The sequence below is a fragment of the Bradyrhizobium yuanmingense genome, from assembly GCF_029167105.1.
Taxonomy (GTDB): Bacteria; Pseudomonadota; Alphaproteobacteria; order Rhizobiales; family Xanthobacteraceae; genus Bradyrhizobium; species Bradyrhizobium yuanmingense_A.
The window spans coordinates 76,005-90,899 of record NZ_JARFML010000011.1; the positions used below are offsets into that span (position 1 = coordinate 76,005).

Annotated in this window: 14 protein-coding genes; 8 read left to right on the top strand and 6 right to left on the bottom strand. The window is 64.5% G+C overall.

Going from position 1 to position 14,895, the window contains the following annotated elements:
• Positions 1–23: 23 nt before the first annotated feature.
• Positions 24–986 carry a lytic transglycosylase domain-containing protein gene (locus tag P0R31_RS16380; RefSeq protein WP_275514907.1) on the bottom strand — a complete coding sequence of 321 codons (963 nt, stop codon included), beginning with the start codon at positions 984–986 and terminating at the stop codon, positions 24–26.
• Positions 987–1,164: 178 nt separating this feature from the next.
• Here P0R31_RS16380 and P0R31_RS16385 point away from each other — a divergent pair, with 178 nt between their 5' ends.
• Positions 1,165–2,202 (top strand): L,D-transpeptidase family protein, encoded by a 1,038-nt coding sequence (locus P0R31_RS16385; protein ID WP_275514908.1) that lies wholly within the window; start codon positions 1,165–1,167, stop codon positions 2,200–2,202.
• On the opposite strand, the gene P0R31_RS16390 is transcribed toward P0R31_RS16385, so the two are convergent.
• The 3 genes from P0R31_RS16390 to P0R31_RS16400 form a co-directional block, all read right to left on the bottom strand.
• Positions 2,199–2,474: a hypothetical protein gene (locus tag P0R31_RS16390; protein WP_036004252.1), complete on the bottom strand. Its 276-nt coding sequence runs from the start codon at positions 2,472–2,474 to the stop codon at positions 2,199–2,201. The two genes, P0R31_RS16385 and P0R31_RS16390, sit on opposite strands and share 4 nt — an antisense overlap.
• Positions 2,475–2,550: 76 nt before the next feature.
• Positions 2,551–3,408 (bottom strand): VOC family protein, encoded by an 858-nt coding sequence (locus tag P0R31_RS16395; RefSeq protein ID WP_275514909.1) that lies wholly within the window; start codon positions 3,406–3,408, stop codon positions 2,551–2,553.
• Between the two features lie 145 nt (positions 3,409–3,553).
• Complete coding sequence (locus P0R31_RS16400) at positions 3,554–4,744, bottom strand: urate hydroxylase PuuD (RefSeq protein ID WP_271545631.1); 1,191 nt, start codon at positions 4,742–4,744, stop codon at positions 3,554–3,556.
• A gap of 263 nt (positions 4,745–5,007) precedes the next feature.
• Here P0R31_RS16400 and P0R31_RS16405 point away from each other — a divergent pair, with 263 nt between their 5' ends.
• Positions 5,008–6,312 carry a PQQ-dependent sugar dehydrogenase gene (locus P0R31_RS16405; RefSeq protein ID WP_430516835.1) on the top strand — a complete coding sequence of 435 codons (1,305 nt, stop codon included), beginning with the start codon at positions 5,008–5,010 and terminating at the stop codon, positions 6,310–6,312.
• A 270-nt stretch (positions 6,313–6,582) separates the two neighbouring features.
• Here P0R31_RS16405 and P0R31_RS16410 read toward each other — a convergent pair whose 3' ends face one another.
• On the bottom strand, positions 6,583–7,383 hold the full coding sequence (locus P0R31_RS16410) for an SDR family NAD(P)-dependent oxidoreductase (protein ID WP_275514910.1): 801 nt from the start codon (positions 7,381–7,383) through the stop codon (positions 6,583–6,585).
• A gap of 243 nt (positions 7,384–7,626) precedes the next feature.
• Here P0R31_RS16410 and P0R31_RS16415 point away from each other — a divergent pair, with 243 nt between their 5' ends.
• Genes P0R31_RS16415 through cyoD form a run of 4 tightly spaced genes read left to right on the top strand, consistent with a single transcriptional unit; the run spans position 7,627 to position 11,474 of the window.
• On the top strand, positions 7,627–8,460 hold the full coding sequence (locus P0R31_RS16415; protein WP_275514911.1) for a cytochrome ubiquinol oxidase subunit II: 834 nt from the start codon (positions 7,627–7,629) through the stop codon (positions 8,458–8,460).
• On the top strand, positions 8,450–10,450 hold the full coding sequence (gene cyoB, locus P0R31_RS16420; RefSeq protein WP_275514912.1) for a cytochrome o ubiquinol oxidase subunit I: 2,001 nt from the start codon (positions 8,450–8,452) through the stop codon (positions 10,448–10,450). Before P0R31_RS16415 ends, cyoB begins: the two co-directional genes overlap by 11 nt.
• On the top strand, positions 10,450–11,091 hold the full coding sequence (locus P0R31_RS16425) for a cytochrome (ubi)quinol oxidase subunit III (RefSeq protein ID WP_036026017.1): 642 nt from the start codon (positions 10,450–10,452) through the stop codon (positions 11,089–11,091). The genes cyoB and P0R31_RS16425 overlap by 1 nt, the downstream gene beginning before the upstream one ends.
• Positions 11,088–11,474, top strand: a complete 387-nt coding sequence (cyoD, locus tag P0R31_RS16430; protein WP_275514913.1) for a cytochrome o ubiquinol oxidase subunit IV — start codon at positions 11,088–11,090, stop codon at positions 11,472–11,474. The genes P0R31_RS16425 and cyoD overlap by 4 nt, the downstream gene beginning before the upstream one ends.
• 368 nt (positions 11,475–11,842) lie before the next feature.
• Here the strand turns inward: cyoD and P0R31_RS16435 are convergent, their stop codons facing one another.
• A complete protein-coding gene (locus P0R31_RS16435; RefSeq protein WP_275514914.1) occupies positions 11,843–12,631 on the bottom strand; it encodes a thermonuclease family protein in 789 nt (262 codons plus the stop codon).
• Between the two features lie 201 nt (positions 12,632–12,832).
• On the opposite strand from P0R31_RS16435, the gene P0R31_RS16440 reads away from it, so the two are divergent.
• Together P0R31_RS16440 and P0R31_RS16445 are read left to right on the top strand one after the other, a co-directional pair.
• On the top strand, positions 12,833–14,431 hold the full coding sequence (locus tag P0R31_RS16440) for a GMC family oxidoreductase (RefSeq protein ID WP_275514915.1): 1,599 nt from the start codon (positions 12,833–12,835) through the stop codon (positions 14,429–14,431).
• A 7-nt stretch (positions 14,432–14,438) separates the two neighbouring features.
• The gene (locus P0R31_RS16445; protein WP_275514916.1) at positions 14,439–14,888 is read left to right on the top strand and encodes a hypothetical protein; all 450 of its coding nucleotides are present in this window, start codon (positions 14,439–14,441) and stop codon (positions 14,886–14,888) included.
• The last annotated feature ends 7 nt before the right edge of the window (positions 14,889–14,895 follow it).

The window sequence follows — 14,895 nt, forward strand, 5'->3', positions numbered from 1 at the left end:
GCGCAAGCGAGCGGCTCCGATCGTTAGCCTGACGTCCGTTCGCGCGATGCGAGACGAACGGCGCGCGCCTTCGCGCTCTTTCCGGCAGCGCGTGCCGCGATCATGCTGCGGGCCTTGCCGGGAGCCGTGACATTCTTCCGCAATAGTGTGGCGAGCCGCTTGCGGGCGCGGTTCGTCGTTACGAGCGCCGCGAGTTGCTCACCCTTGCGAATGATGTGCGCAACCGAAGGCGTCAGGTTCACCGGAACCCAGGCGACGTCTTTTGCCTTCGAAAGACTGCCGATGCCTTCGCATGGCGCTTCGCGCGGCAGGTCGATGCGGATCGCGAGTGCCTCCGACCGTTCGGTCCAGTCTTCGGCCTTGGTGCCGGTGATGATCCGGACATAGTCACGCGTTTCGCGCGGCAGCTCGCTCTGCCTGGCAAGCCATTTCTGGATGCGGCCGGGACCGGCATTGTAGGCCGCGGCAGCAAGGCCGAGATTGCCGAAATCGTCGCGCAGCTTGCGCAGGAATTTCGCCGATGCCGGCAGTGCCTTCATCGGATCGAAGGGATCGTCGAGCCCGACCTCGGCGGCTGTCGCCGGCATGAATTGCGCGACACCCTGCGCGCCGGCATGGCTGACCTCGTTGGACTTGAAGCGGCTCTCCTGCCAGATCAGGCGCGCGAAGAACGGCACCGGAATGCCGCTGGATTCGGCGGCCTGGCGCAACGCGTGACAAAATCGTTCGGTCGGCGAGGGCTCCGCCTCTACCGCCGGCCCGGCCGCGCGCGGTGGCTCGATCACCTGCTCGTAGGCCGCGTGCGCATTGGCAAGCTCGATCGCCTGCACGCTGGCGACGAAGAGCTCGACCACCGGAACAAGTGACGAGGCATGATTGTTCTTGAGAACAGTGGTGTCGAAACGTGATGCTTGGCGGGATGCCGACGGATCGAGATCGCACATCAGAAGCAGAAACGCGGCGCAAGCCGCGACGACAAATCGCATTTGCTGGGACAACCTCGAACTGTGTGGATGAACGGCCAGCGATGCGCCGGCGATAGGAAGTTCTTAACCGTCGGATTGCGGCAAAGCTGCGATCTCGTCGGTTCCTTCGGTGTTACTACGGTGTTCCCGAACAGAAACTCTCCGCGGTTTTGCGGGCCGTTTGCGAGTGGGATGCGTGATGACGATACGATGGATGCTTGGCGCATTGATGTCGCTGTGGCTCGCCGCCCCGGCGTTCGCAGGCAATCTCGATCCGGCCGCGGTCAACGAGGCTGCGCGTCCTGCGAAGCCGCCGGCCACCGACAAGCTGAATGCAGCCGTGGTGAAGCTTCAGGTGCTGCTCGATCGCGCGCAATTTTCGCCCGGCGAGATTGACGGCAAGCTCGGCGAGAACGCGCAGAAGGCGCTCAAGGCGTTCGCGGAGCAGAACGGCATCGCATCCGACAAGGTTGTGGCGCCGGAGCTCTGGGACAAGCTGACCGCAGCGAGCGAGGGCCCGATTCTCGTCGACTACAAGATCACCGACGCCGACGTGAAGGGACCGTTCTTAATGAAGCTGCCGGCCAAGCTCGATGACATGAAGTCCCTGGACGCGCTGAGCTACACCAGCCCGCTCGAAGGACTTGCCGAGAAATTCCACATGAGCGCGGATCTGCTCAGGGCGCTCAATCCGGGCAAGACCTTCGACAAGGCCGGAGAGACGATCGTCGTCACAAACATTCCGGCGCGGCGTGAGCTGCCGCGCATCGTCCGCATCGAGGTCGACAAGGCACGCGCGACGTTGAAGGCCTTCGACGGCTCCGATCGCATGATCGCGTTCTATCCGGCGTCGGTCGGCAGTCCGGATCGCCCGACGCCAACGGGAACGCTGAAGGTCACCGCCAGCCACGAGCTGCCGACCTACCGCTACAATCCCGAGTACAAGTTCAAGAGCGTCAAGTCCAAGAGACCGTTCGACATCAAGCCGGGTCCGAACAATCCGGTGGGCGCATACTGGATCGGCCTGTCGGCGCAGGGCTACGGCATCCACGGGACGGCAGAGCCCGACAAGGTCAGCAAGTCGGCGTCGCACGGCTGCGTTCGGCTCACCAATTGGGACGCGCGTGTGCTCGGCGAGAACGTGAAGCGCGGCATGCCCGTCGTCTTCCTCGATGCGCCGACGGAATCCTCATCGAAGCGGCAGGGCACGCCCGCTGCGACGCGTGCCGCAAACTAGTCCTTGGGAAAATCCTTGCGCATCGCGATCTCCGCGGCGTCGCCGGGCGACAGCACGTTCTGATCGAAGGCGGCCTGCGGCGTCGTCATGATGTCGTAGAGCGAGATGCCCTTGATCGGCTTGCCCATGAGCTCGCGGACGCATTCGGCGAGCGTGCCGTTGTAGACGAGATAGGGCGGCCCGCGATCCTTCTGCCGCTCGCCCTTCAGCGACGGCCATTTCTTCAGCTCGGCCGGCGCGTCATAGGCGATCGGCGATCCCTCTTTGAACATGCGATTGGCCCCGGTGGCTTGATGGCCGGGAAGCCTACAGCCGCCGGGTAAACGCCCGTTAAAGAATTGGTTCAAATCAGCCGGCAATGAAGGCGAGCAGGGTGCCGTTGGCCTTGGCCGGCGGCACGCAGATCGCAGCTCCGCTCCGCACCGCGGCCGACCCCAGCGCCTTCTCGGTCGCCGCGAGATCGCCGCTGACCAGCACCAGCGCGGCGCCACCGCGCTCGAAGAGGCCGTTCAGCGGCACGCCGGGATAGCGCTTGGCGAGTTGGTCCAGCGTCAGATAGACGAAATCGGCGCGATCGCCGCCGGAGGGCACGGTGACGGCGCCGTCCGCGTCGGTCTTCGCCTCGCGGTCGATCAGGCGGGCGAGATGCGCGGCCTCCTTGGCGGGCTCCGGCGTTGCGATCAGCGTCTGCTTGATCCGCTTGGCCGCATTGGCGTGGGTCATCAGCTCGGGGATCCACACGGTCTCGCGGGTCTTGTGCTGGCAGGCGAAGATGCGCACGCCGCCCGGAGCTTCCGCCGTCGGCCACATGAAGGTGCGGAATTTCGCCGCCGAGATCGTGCCATCTGGCAGCGTGACGGGGCGTTCGAAATCGGTCGGGCCGACCGGCTCCAGGCCCCGTGCACGGATCTCCTCGGCGCCGGCGGCGCTATCGATTGCGGTGAAAGCGATGCGCTCGATGCCCTCGCCATGGCGCTCGACGAAGGCGCGGGCCGGCGCATTGTGCTCGGTCGCCACGAGCACCCCGAGCAGCTCCATGTAATCGGGGTCGAACATGATGGTGTAGTTGCCGGTGCCCATATGCGCGCTGTGGGTGCCGCGCGGCGAGACCGTGAAGCCGAGTTGCCTGTAGTTCTCGGCGGCCTTGTCGAGGTCCTTCACCATAACGACGGCGTGGTCGATACCGATGACGTTCTTGAGGGCCATTGTTCTTATCCCCGATTGCAAGCTGAATTTGCGCCGCGCCGGCGGCTGCCGGCCATGTCTACGCCGGATGTGCGGTCAAGTCATTTTCAATTCGGCGAGAGAAGCGGAATTTCATTCCGCCCAAGGCATCCTCGTCCGGCGTGCCTCAGCGCGCCTGTTCGATATAGGCCGCGAGCACGGCGCGCTCCTCGCCGGTCATCTCGGTGATGTTGCCCGGCGGCATCGAATTGGACCAGGCCGCGACCCGTCCGATCAGGCGGATGTTGCGATGGATGTGCTCGGGCGTGTCGAGCACAATGCCTTTCGGCGCGGTGACGATGCCGGCCCAGACCGGCTCGGCCGCGTGGCACATGCTGCAGCGGGACATCACGATCTCCTCGACATTGGCGGCCGTGACCGGCGCCGACAATGCGCCCGTCTTCACCTCGCGCGGTCCGGCGGCGGAGAGGAGGAGGATCGCAATCACGCCGGCCGCGGCCACGCCCCACACCCACCAGGGCGATTTGCGCCCGGCATGACGCTCGTTGAAGAAGTGGCGGATCACCGGCCCGAGCGCCAGGACGATCGCGACGATGATCCAGTTGAAGCGCGTGGCGTAGAGCAGGGGATAGTGGTTGCTGATCATCAGCACGACGACGGGAAGCGTCAGGTAATTGTTGTGGACCGAGCGTTCCTTGCTGGCCTTGCCGAGCTTCGGGTCAGGCGCCTGTCCGGCGATCAGGCTGGCCACGATCTTTTTCTGGTTCGGGATGATCAGCGTGAAGACGTTGGCCACCATGATGGTGCCGATGATCGCGCCGATCTGGTTGAAGGCGCCGCGTCCGCTCAGCACATGGGTGAAGGCGTAAGTGAGTGCGACCAGGAACAGATAGCCGCCGATGGCGAAGGGCAGTTCGCGCTGGGCGAGCCCGGTGCGGCAGGCGGCCTCATAGAGCAGCCACGCCAGCGCCAGGCTGCAGAAGCTGAACAATCCAGCCTGGAACGATGTGAGGTCGAGGATCGACTTGTCGACCAGGAACAGGTCGGCCTCGAGATAATACACCACCACCATCAGCGCGAAGCCGGACAGCCAGGTGGTGTAGGCCTCCCATTTGAACCAGGTCAGCTCGTCCGGCATCTGGCTGGGCGCGACCAGGTATTTCATGATCCGGTAGAAGCCGCCGCCATGGACCTGCCAGGCCTCGCCCTGCACGCCGCCCGGCAGGTCAGCCTTCGGCTTCAGGCTGAGGTCGAGGGCGATGAAATAGAAGGAACTGCCGATCCAGGCGATTGCGGCCACCACGTGCAGCCAGCGCAGCAGCAGGCTCGCCCATTCTGATATGACGGATCCCCACATGATCTCCTCATCCGGCGCGACCTGGATGCCGCAGCCTCCATGACCGTAACCGGCGATCGCCGCCCTCACAATGTGTCGCACCGTTCAACCGCATTTTCCAGTATGATGGACTGCGGCTGATGCACATCGTGCGGGCATGAACTGACGTGGGATTCGGCAGGCGCCAAACTCGCCGAGAGACCTTTTGCGGGTGATCGGCGTTGACGCACGACACGCCCAAGGCGGAGGACGACGAATTGAGCGACAGGATAACGTTCGCGGCGATGCTCGCAGCGCTGCTGGCTGCTGCGGCGGCGGCCGGTGCACACGCCGAGCCGGTGTTGCAGGGCAAGGACGCCTATGGCGATTGGCGCGCCGACAAGCCCGGCACGGTCAGGCTGATCCGGCCGCAGGATCTGGTCAGGCCCGGCGCCACGCGATCGGTTGCGACCTCGTCGCGCGTGGTGCCGCGTCCGCCGGAAGCCGAGCTCCAGGTGCCTTCCGGCTTCAAGATCGAGCCGTTCGCCGAAGGCCTGCGCGCGCCGCGCATCATCCGCGTGGCGCCGAATGGCGACGTGTTCGTCGCGGAAATGCGGGCGGGCACCATTCGCGTGCTGCGCGCAGGCGAGGGCGGCAAGGTCGCCACCAACGAGGTGTTCGCGAGCGGCCTGCGGCAGCCGTTCGGCATCGCCTTCTTTCCGAACGGCGACAATCCGCAATGGGTCTATGTCGCCAACACCGACAGCGTCGTTCGCTTTCCTTACAAGGCCGGCGATCTGAAGGCGCGCGGCAAGGCGGAGACGGTTGTCGCAAGCCTGCCGGATGGGGGCCATTCCACCCGGGATATCGTCTTCACGCCCGACAACAAGCGTATGCTGGTGTCGGTGGGTTCGCTCAGCAACGTCGCCGAAGGCATGGGGACGCCGCCCGGCGGGATGGAGGCATGGGCGAAGACGCAGCCGCTCGGCGCCACATGGGCCAGCGAGCTCGAGCGCGGCGCGGTGCTGGCCTTCAACCCTGACGGCAAGGAGAGGAAGATCTACGCCACCGGCCTGCGCAACTGCGTCGGCCTCGCGATCCAGCCGCAGACCGGTCTGCCCTGGTGCTCGACCAATGAGCGCGACGGTCTCGGCGACGACCTCGTGCCCGATTACGTCACGAGCGTGAGGGAAGGCGCGTTCTACGGCTGGCCGTGGTTCTATATCGGTGGCAATGAAGACCCGCGCCATGCCGGCGCGCGGCCGGATCTCAAGGACAAGGTGACGGTGCCCGATGTGCTGATCCAGCCGCACTCGGCCTCACTCGGCATGACCTTCTACCAGGGCGCGCAGTTTCCGCCCGAATACCAGGGCGACGCCTTCGCCGCCCAGCACGGCTCCTGGAACAGGTCGAAACGCACCGGTTACAAGGTGATCCGCATCCGCATGAAGGACGGCAAGCCGACCGGCGAGTACGAGGATTTCGTTACGGGGTTCGTCGTGAACGACACGGAGGTGTGGGGGCGCCCGGTGGGCGTCGCCGCGGCGAAGGATGGATCGCTGCTGATCTCGGAAGATGGCAACGGCACGATCTGGCGGGTGACGCACTGATCTTACCTTCCCCTCTAGGCAGGGCTATCGCATATGACTTGAGGCGGCGGTCTGCGCGCACGCCTCGTCCTTCGAGACGGCGCTGACGCGCCTCCTCAGGATGAGGCTAATCAGCGTCAGTGCCCGTTGAAACTGCTGCCGCGCACTCCGCCCTCATCCTGAGGAGCCCGCCTCCAGCGGGCATCTCGAAGGATGGCCGCAGGGAAAAACTTTCAAATGCGATAGCCCTGCCCCTCTAGGGGAGGGTTAGAGCAGCACGCTCGCCTCGACCTACCCCCGTCTCACGCTCGCACCACCATCCACCGGCAGCGTCACACCGGTGATGAAATTCGCCTCATCGCTCGCCAGAAACAGCGCGGCGTTGGCGACGTCCCAGCCCGTGCCCATCTTTCTGCGCAGCGGCACCTTGCTGTCGCGTTCGGCTTCGACCTCGGCGCGGGTCTTGTGCCATTCGCGGGCGCGGGTGTCGACGGCCATCGGCGTGTTCATCAGGCCGGGCAGGATGACGTTGGCGCGGATGCCGTATTCGGCGTTCTGGTAGGCGAGTTGTTCGGTGAAGGCGATCATCGCCGACTTCGTCGCTTTGTAGGCGACGTAAGGATAGGTGGTGATCGCGGCCATCGACGAGATGTTGATGATGGCGCCGCTTCTCTGCGCGCGCATGATCGGGATCACTTCCTTCGCGGCCAGAATGCAGCTCTTCAGATTGATGGCGACGACGCGATCGAACGCCTCCTCGGTCAATTGCAGCAGCTCGGCATCGCCACCGGCGAGGCTGACGCCGACATTGTTGTGCAGCACGTCGATACGTTCCCAGCGCGATTGCGCGTCCGCAACCATCGCCTTGATGTCCGCAGCCTTGGTCACGTCCGCCTTGAAGGCCGCCGCCATGCCGCCTTTCGCGGCGATCATCGCCACCGTCTCCTGCGCCGATTCCAGATGGTGGTCGACACAGAAGACCTTGGCCCCCTCGCGCGCGAAGGTGAGCGCGGTCGCGCGGCCGTTTCCCATGCCTTCGCCGGGGCTTTGCCCGGCCCCGACGACGATCGCGACCTTGTCTTTCAAGCGCATCTCGGTTCACTCCCGTCCTTGTCATTATTTTCGTGCAGACTAGCAATCGCGCTCCTGGGAGAGAAGAGCGCGCTTTCCGCGTTCATGTCATTGACATCAAACGGAATTGCATGTGGCGGCCGGTCCATCGCGCATGGCTGGCCGTTGCGGTCCAGGAACCGTTCCGGTCTCGCAGCGTTTGTCGCGGAGCCTTTCCCGCGCTAGGCTCAGTCCCCGGGCTTCCCAACCACCAGTGGCTTGCCGATGAATCTGCTCGATCCGCAAGGGCCCGTGGCTGCTGGCAACAGCACCATCCTGGTCGATTCGGTCTTCATCATGCTCGTGATCGTGGTGCCGACCATTTTCGCGATTCTGGCTTTCGCGTTCTGGTTTCGCGCCTCGAATCCGAGGGCACGCTACCAGCCGGAGTTCGTCTATTCCGGCCGCGTCGAGATGGTGGTGTGGTCTATTCCGGCGCTCACCGTGATCCTGCTCGGCGGCGTCGCCTGGATCGGCTCGCACCAGCTCGATCCCGCCGCGCCCGTGCCGGGCACCGGCAGCCCGGTGCGGATCCAGGCGGTCTCGCTCGACTGGAAATGGCTGTTCATCTATCCGGACCAGCGCATCGCCGCCGTCAACACGCTGACGGTGCCGGCCGGCGCCGAGCTGAATTTCCAGCTGACGTCATCGAGCGTGATGAACACATTCTTCATCCCGCAGCTCGGCAGCATGATCTACACCATGAACGGCATGGTGACGAAGCTGAACCTGCGCGCCGACAACGAAGGCAAGCTTCAGGGCCTGTCCGCGCATTTCTCCGGCGACGGTTTCCCGGACATGATGTTCGACGTCAACGTGATCTCGCCGCTCGCCTTCCCGGACTGGGTGGCGAACACGGCGAAGACGGACGCGGTGCTGAACGAGGACAGCTACAAGAAGCTGATGCAGCAGGGCATCGAGAAGGGCAGGCCGGTCTACCGCCTCGAAGATCCGCGCCTGTTCGATTTGATCGCGACCCAGCACATTCCGCCGGGGCCCGGGCCGGCCCTCGCGTCAGAAGCAGGCCGGTCGCACAGTGGAGGCCATGATGCTCGGTAAGCTGAATTGGTCGGCCATCCCGCTGGACCAGCCGATTCCGCTCGTCGCCGGCGCGGTGGTGCTTGTCGCGATCCTCGGCGTGCTGGGCTGGGTCGTGGTGAAGGGACATCTGCCCTATCTCTGGCGCGAATGGATCACAAGCGTCGACCACAAGCGCATCGGTGTCATGTACATCCTGCTCGCCTCGGTCATGCTGCTGCGCGGCGGCAGCGACGCCATCATGATGCGGATCCAGCAGGCTGTGGCGTATCAGTCGCAGGGCTATCTGCCGCCGGAGCACTACAACCAGATCTTCTCCGCGCACGGCACCATCATGATCTTCTTCGTGGCGATGCCGTTCGTGATCGGGCTGATGAACCTCATCGTGCCGCTCCAGCTCGGCGTGCGCGACGTCGCCTTCCCGACGCTCAATTCGGTCGGCTTCTGGCTGACGGCGACCGGCGCGCTCTTGGTCAATATCTCGCTCGTGGTCGGCGAATTCGCGCGCACCGGCTGGCTCGCCTTTCCGCCGCTGTCGGAACTGTCCTATTCGCCCGGCGTCGGCGTCGACTATTACGCCTGGTCGCTGCAGATTTCCGGCGTCGGCACGCTGGTGGCCGGCATCAATCTCGTCACCACCGTGCTTAAGCTGCGCACGAAGGGCATGAATTACCTGCGCATGCCGATGTTCTGCTGGACCACGCTGGCTTCGAACCTTCTCATCGTCGCGGCCTTCCCGATCCTCACCGCCACGCTCGCGATGCTGCTGCTCGACCGCTATCTCGGCTTCCACTTCTTCACCAACGAGGCCGGCGGCAACGTCATGATGTTCATGAACCTGATCTGGGCCTGGGGCCATCCGGAGGTCTACATCCTCGTGCTCCCGGCCTTCGGCATCTTCTCCGAGGTGGTCTCGACCTTCTCCGGCAAGGCGCTGTTCGGCTACCGCTCCATGGTGCTCGCGACCATGGCGATCTGTGTCGTCTCCTTCATGGTCTGGCTGCACCACTTCTTCACGATGGGCGCAGGTCCCAACGTCAATGCCATCTTCGGCATCGCCAGCATGATCATTGCGATACCGACCGGCGTGAAGATCTACAATTGGCTGTTCACGATGTATGGCGGCCGCATCCGTTTTGCGACACCGATGTTGTGGTCGGTCGGCTTCATGGTCACCTTCATCATCGGCGGGTTGACCGGCGTCCTGCTCGCGGTGCCGCCGGCTGACTTCATCCTCCACAACAGCATGTTCCTGGTGGCGCACTTCCACAACGTGATCATCGGCGGCGTGCTGTTCGGCGTGTTCGCCGGCTTCGAGTACTGGTTCCCCAAGGCGTTCGGCTTCCGTCTCGACGAACGCTGGGGCAAGGCCGCGTTCTGGTTCACCTTCATCGGCTTCTTCATAACCTTCATGCCGCTCTACATCGTCGGCTTGCTCGGCATGACCAGACGCATGCAGCACTACGACGTCGCGGCCTGGCGGCCCTGGATGATCGTTGCGGCGGTCGGTGTGGCGGTGCTGACGATCGGGGTGATCTGCCAGATCGTGCAGCTCGTCGTCAGCATCCGCAATCGTGAGGCGTTGCGCGACCGCACCGGCGATCCCTGGGACGGGCGCTCGCTGGAATGGGCAACCTCGTCGCCGCCGCCGGTGTTCAACTTCGCCTTCAATCCTGATGTGCGCGGCGAGGACGCCTATTGGGATATGAAGGCGCGCGCGAAGCAGCAATCGCTCGCGCATGAGACGCCGGATTATCAGGATATCGAGATGCCCCGGAATTCCCCGACCGGATTCGTCTGTGCCTTCTTCGCCACCATCATGGGATTCGCGCTGATCTGGCACATCTGGTGGATGGTGATCCTGGGCGGCTTGGGCGCTTGGGCGACCTTCGTCGTGTTCGCCTGGCGCGACCATGACGAATACGTCATTCCGGCCGAGGAGGTCGCCCGCATCGACCGCAGCAACATCCAGGAACGGCGCAACCTCGTCAGCATGGCGGGAGCAGTCTGATGGCGATGACCGCGACCGCAGGCCACGCGCACGCCGATCCCCATCATATCGGCCTCGTCATCGAGCATCCTGGCCCCGCGCCGAAGCGGATCGTGACCGCCTACGGCTTCTGGATCTTCCTGCTCTCCGACATCGTGATGTTCTCCTGCTTCTTCGCGGCCTATGCGGTGCTGTCGGGCCAGACCGCCGGCGGCCCCAAGGGCGCGGAGATCTTCGAGCAGAGGAACGTGGCGATCGAGACGGTCTGCCTGCTGCTGTCGAGCTTCACCTGCGGCATGGCCAGCATCGCCGCCGACGTGCGCAACCGGTTCTGGTTTTATCTGAGCATGACCGTGACCTGCGTGCTCGGGCTGATATTCCTCGTTCTCGAGTTCCGCGAATTCGCCGACCTCATCGCGCGCGGCTACGGCCCGTCACGAAGTGCGTTCCTGACCGCGTTCTTCTCGCTGGTCGGCTGCCATGGCCTTCACGTCTCCGCCGGCGTGCTGTGGCTGCTCACCATGATGGCCCAGGTGTTCGCAAAGGGCTTTCGCGCCGACATCTTGCGCCGGATGACGTGCTTTGCGCTGTTCTGGCACGCGCTCGACATCGTCTGGGTCGCAGTGTTCTCCGTCGTTTACCTGCTCGGGAGCGCGCCATGAGTGAGCAGACGCATGGGATGGTCAAACGCGACCTCGCGCCGGGCGAGGAAGAAGAGCATAGCGTCGGCGCAAGGATCCTCGGTTACGTCGTCGGGCTCGTGCTCGCGCTGCTGCTCACGGCGACGTCGTTCTTCATCGCCGGCACGGACTTGGTCTGGCAGCCCTCGATTCCCGTCGCGCTGATCGTGCTCGCGATCGCACAGATGGGCGTGCATCTGGTGTTCTTCCTGCACATCACCACCGGCCCCGACAACACCAACAACGTGCTGGCGCTCGCCTTCGGGCTGCTGGTGGTGTTCCTGGTGGTCGGCGGCACGGTCTGGATCATGGCGAATCTCAACGCCAACATGCCGCCGATGGACCATATCATGATGCGACAGTAGCGCGCATCGCAAAGAGTAAGTCGTGAGCTTGATGCGTTGATCTCGCCGCATCGTCATGGCCGGGCTTGACCCGGCCATCCACGCCTTGCTCCATGCACGAAGCACGTGGATGTCCGGGACAAGCCCGGGCATGATGGCCTCGGTTTGGAGCGACGCACAAAAAGAAAGAGCCGCTTGTTTGTGACAAGCGGCCCAAGTCTAGGGAGGAAACGCCCAAGCAAAGACAATCGGCCGAAGCCGGATTGCTGCCAAGGAACGCTCGCGCAAGGCGCTTGCGTAGGCTTACAAATGCAGCAACCGCCGACGAAGTTCAATTCCGGATCAATACGGTCTCGGACTACCACTCACGGGTGCGTGAGGGAGCTTGCTCACCTTGGCCGGCGGCAATTGTAGGCCTTGCGGAAGCCGGCCGCCTGGGCGTCGTCCTCCGAGCAGAACCAGCGATCCGGTGTCGTGGTCGCGGGATAGCTCGGGCATCCGCGCAGATGGTAGATGCCGATATTGCCGGTGACGCGGGCGCGCACCGCGAGCTTGCCCTTGATGCTGCAGTTGGGGGGCATGGTCAGCTCCTCCGGAAACAGCACGGCGCGGATTTCCTTGTCGCGGTCCGGGCGGCAGGCGGTGCCCAGCAGCGCGCCGTCCTTCTTGCCGCTGCGGAAATCTTGCGGCGCAACAAAACAGCCCTTCCAGATCCCGGCCGCCGACGCCTTGGCCTCGGTGGCCGCCGGCTTGACGTTGGCCTTGATCGGCTCGCGTGCGAGGGCAAAGCCGAGCTTGATCAGCTGCTCGTTCAAGCTGGCCTTGTCGCCTTCGGCCGTGCAGATGGCGCGGTGCCGCTTGCCAAAGCTCTTCTCGGGTCCGACATCGTCGCAGCGCACCGTTCGTTTGTTGATGAGCTTCGCGAGCTGGTCGCGGGCCTCGATGCCGCAGGTCCAGGCATCGGCTTTATTGTCGATGCAGACCTGGTCGAGCTCCGGCGCGTCGACGCCGTCGAGCCGATAGGTGACGTCGCCGAGCTGGACCGAGTTGCCGTCACGGGCCGTCGCGGCGCCGGTCAGCGCGGAAACTGGTCCGGACGAGGCCAGAAATCCGGACAAGGCGAGAAACGAAACGAGCGCAAAAGCGCGGGCGGCTGCAAAGAATCTCTGGAAGGACATACGGTCTCGCTATCGATGGCTCGTGCGCCCCGTTCCTAGCATCCGGATGTGGCGAGACCAATGGTCTGCGCCTCGCGAAGTGCAACATTCCGGCCCCGCGGCTTTACTCCGCCGTCGCTCTGCCCGTATCGTTTGCCGGCCTTGCGAGGCGCGAAAGGCCGAATCGCCCGGTAAGCGGCGAGGGGGGAGGACAAGGTTGCGATGAAAGACCCTGTGGATGTCCTGATCATCGGCGCCGGCGCTTCGGGCGCGGCGGTGGCGTGGTCGCTGGCCGAGACCAAGATGCACATCCTCTGCCTGGAGCAAGGCGGCTGGATGAACCCGGCGGAATATCCCAGCACGGGCCGCGACTGGGAGGCCAAGTTCTACGGCGAATGGTCGTCGAGCCCGAACGTGCGCGGCCGGCCCGAGGACTACCCGATCAACGACGACAACTCTCCGATCAAGGTCGTGAACTACAACGCGGTCGGCGGCTCGACGGTGATGTACACCGCGCACTGGCCGCGGCTGCATCCCTCCGATTTCAAGGTGAAGACGCTCGACGGCGTCGCCGACGACTGGCCGATCGACTACGAGGCATTGACTCCGTTCTTCGAAGAGAACGATCGCATGATGGGCACGTCGGGCCTGTCAGGCGATCCGCTGTCGCCGCTGACGCATCCGCCGATGCCGCAGCAGCCGATGGGCCTGTCCGGCGCCATCATCGGCAAGGCCATGAACAAGCTCGGCTGGCACTGGTGGCCGTCGGACACCACGGTCGCGACGATGGACTACGAGGGCCGGGCGCGCTGCATCAATCTCGGCCATTGCACACCGGCCTGCGCGCAAGGCGCAAAATCCTCCACCGACATCACCTATTGGCCGCATGCGATCCGCGCCGGCGTCGAGCTGCGCACGCATTGCCGGGTGCGCGAGATCACCACCGACGAGAACGGCATGGCCTCGGGCGTGGTCTATTACGACAAGGACGGCATCGAGCAGTTCCAGCCCGCGCATGTCGTCGTCATCGCCTGCAACGGCGTCGGCACGCCGCGGCTGCTGCTCAACTCGGCATCGGGCCGCTTCCCCAACGGTCTCGCCAATTCGTCGGGCCTCGTCGGCAAGAACCTGATGTTCCATCCCTATGCGCAGATCTATGGCTATGTGAATGAGCCGACTGACTCCAACCGCGCGCCGCCGACCTGCCTGTGGAGCAAGCAATGGTATGACACCGACCTGTCGCGCGGTTTCGTGCGCGGCTATGGCGTTCAGTTCGTGCGCGGCGCCGGGCCGGTGTTCGAGGCCGTGGTCAGCGAGCAGAAGGGCATCTTGCCGTGGGGCGAGGATCATCACCGCGTGTTCCGCAAGCTCAACGGCCATCGCTTAGGTTTTTCCGCGATTTGCGAGGACCTGCCCGAGGAGCACAATCGCGTCACGCTCGATCCGGTGCTGAAGGACAGCCACGGCATCCCGGCGCCGAAGGTCGACTACACCATCAGCGAAAACAGCCGGAAGATGATGGAGCACGCGCTGGCGCGCGGCCGCGAGTTTCTCGAGACGGCCGGCGCGAGCGACATCTGCGTCAACTCGCCGATCCCCTGGGGCGGCTGGCACCTGCTCGGCACCGCGCGCATGGGCACCGATCCCGAACGCTCCGTCGTCAACGAATGGGGCCGCTCGCACGACGTGAAGAACCTCTTCATCGTCGACGGCAGCATCTTCGTCACCTCGGGCGGCGTGAACCCGACCTCCACCATCCAGGCCCTCGCGCTCTACATTGCCGACCAGATGAAGCAGCGCCTCGCCAATTTGTTCGATTGAGGCTGTAATGTCCGCAGACAACCAACTGACACGCAGGCAGCGCGACGATCTCCGCGCTATCGCCGCGATGATCATCCCGGCCAGTGACGAGTACAAGGTGCCGGGCGCCGATGATCCCGCGATTCAGGCGGACATGCTAGCAACGCTCGGTCGCGATACCAAATTGGTCGCGGCGGCGCTGGATCATTTGGCGCGGCTCGCCGGCGCCCCGCTCGCCGAGCTCGATGCCGCCAGACGCGATGCGGTGGTGCACGAGTTTCGGAAGAGCGGCGGTGCCGCCGCCGCAACCCTCGTTCGTGTCGTGCTGCAATGCTATTACCGCGATGACCGCGTGCTGGGCTCGCTGGGGCTCGAGCTGCGCGCGCCTTTCCCCAAGGGCCATGTGCTTCCGGACGGGGACTGGTCGCTGCTCGATCCGGTCAAGGCGAGAGGCGGCGCGCTGCGGCGGGCGCCCTAGCCATCTG

Coding starts and splice junctions, on each gene's coding strand:
- P0R31_RS16385 (WP_275514908.1), top strand. CDS start 1,165: ATGACGATACGATGGATGCTTGGCGCATTGATGTCGCTGTGGCTCGCC.
- P0R31_RS16425 (WP_036026017.1), top strand. CDS start 10,450: ATGGCGATGACCGCGACCGCAGGCCACGCGCACGCCGATCCCCATCAT.
- P0R31_RS16440 (WP_275514915.1), top strand. CDS start 12,833: ATGAAAGACCCTGTGGATGTCCTGATCATCGGCGCCGGCGCTTCGGGC.
- P0R31_RS16390 (WP_036004252.1), bottom strand. CDS start 2,474: ATGTTCAAAGAGGGATCGCCGATCGCCTATGACGCGCCGGCCGAGCTG.
- P0R31_RS16415 (WP_275514911.1), top strand. CDS start 7,627: ATGAATCTGCTCGATCCGCAAGGGCCCGTGGCTGCTGGCAACAGCACC.
- P0R31_RS16435 (WP_275514914.1), bottom strand. CDS start 12,631: ATGTCCTTCCAGAGATTCTTTGCAGCCGCCCGCGCTTTTGCGCTCGTT.
- cyoD (WP_275514913.1), top strand. CDS start 11,088: ATGAGTGAGCAGACGCATGGGATGGTCAAACGCGACCTCGCGCCGGGC.
- P0R31_RS16405 (WP_430516835.1), top strand. CDS start 5,008: ATGCTCGCAGCGCTGCTGGCTGCTGCGGCGGCGGCCGGTGCACACGCC.
- P0R31_RS16395 (WP_275514909.1), bottom strand. CDS start 3,408: ATGGCCCTCAAGAACGTCATCGGTATCGACCACGCCGTCGTTATGGTG.
- cyoB (WP_275514912.1), top strand. CDS start 8,450: ATGCTCGGTAAGCTGAATTGGTCGGCCATCCCGCTGGACCAGCCGATT.
- P0R31_RS16400 (WP_271545631.1), bottom strand. CDS start 4,744: ATGTGGGGATCCGTCATATCAGAATGGGCGAGCCTGCTGCTGCGCTGG.
- P0R31_RS16380 (WP_275514907.1), bottom strand. CDS start 986: ATGCGATTTGTCGTCGCGGCTTGCGCCGCGTTTCTGCTTCTGATGTGC.
- P0R31_RS16445 (WP_275514916.1), top strand. CDS start 14,439: ATGTCCGCAGACAACCAACTGACACGCAGGCAGCGCGACGATCTCCGC.
- P0R31_RS16410 (WP_275514910.1), bottom strand. CDS start 7,383: ATGCGCTTGAAAGACAAGGTCGCGATCGTCGTCGGGGCCGGGCAAAGC.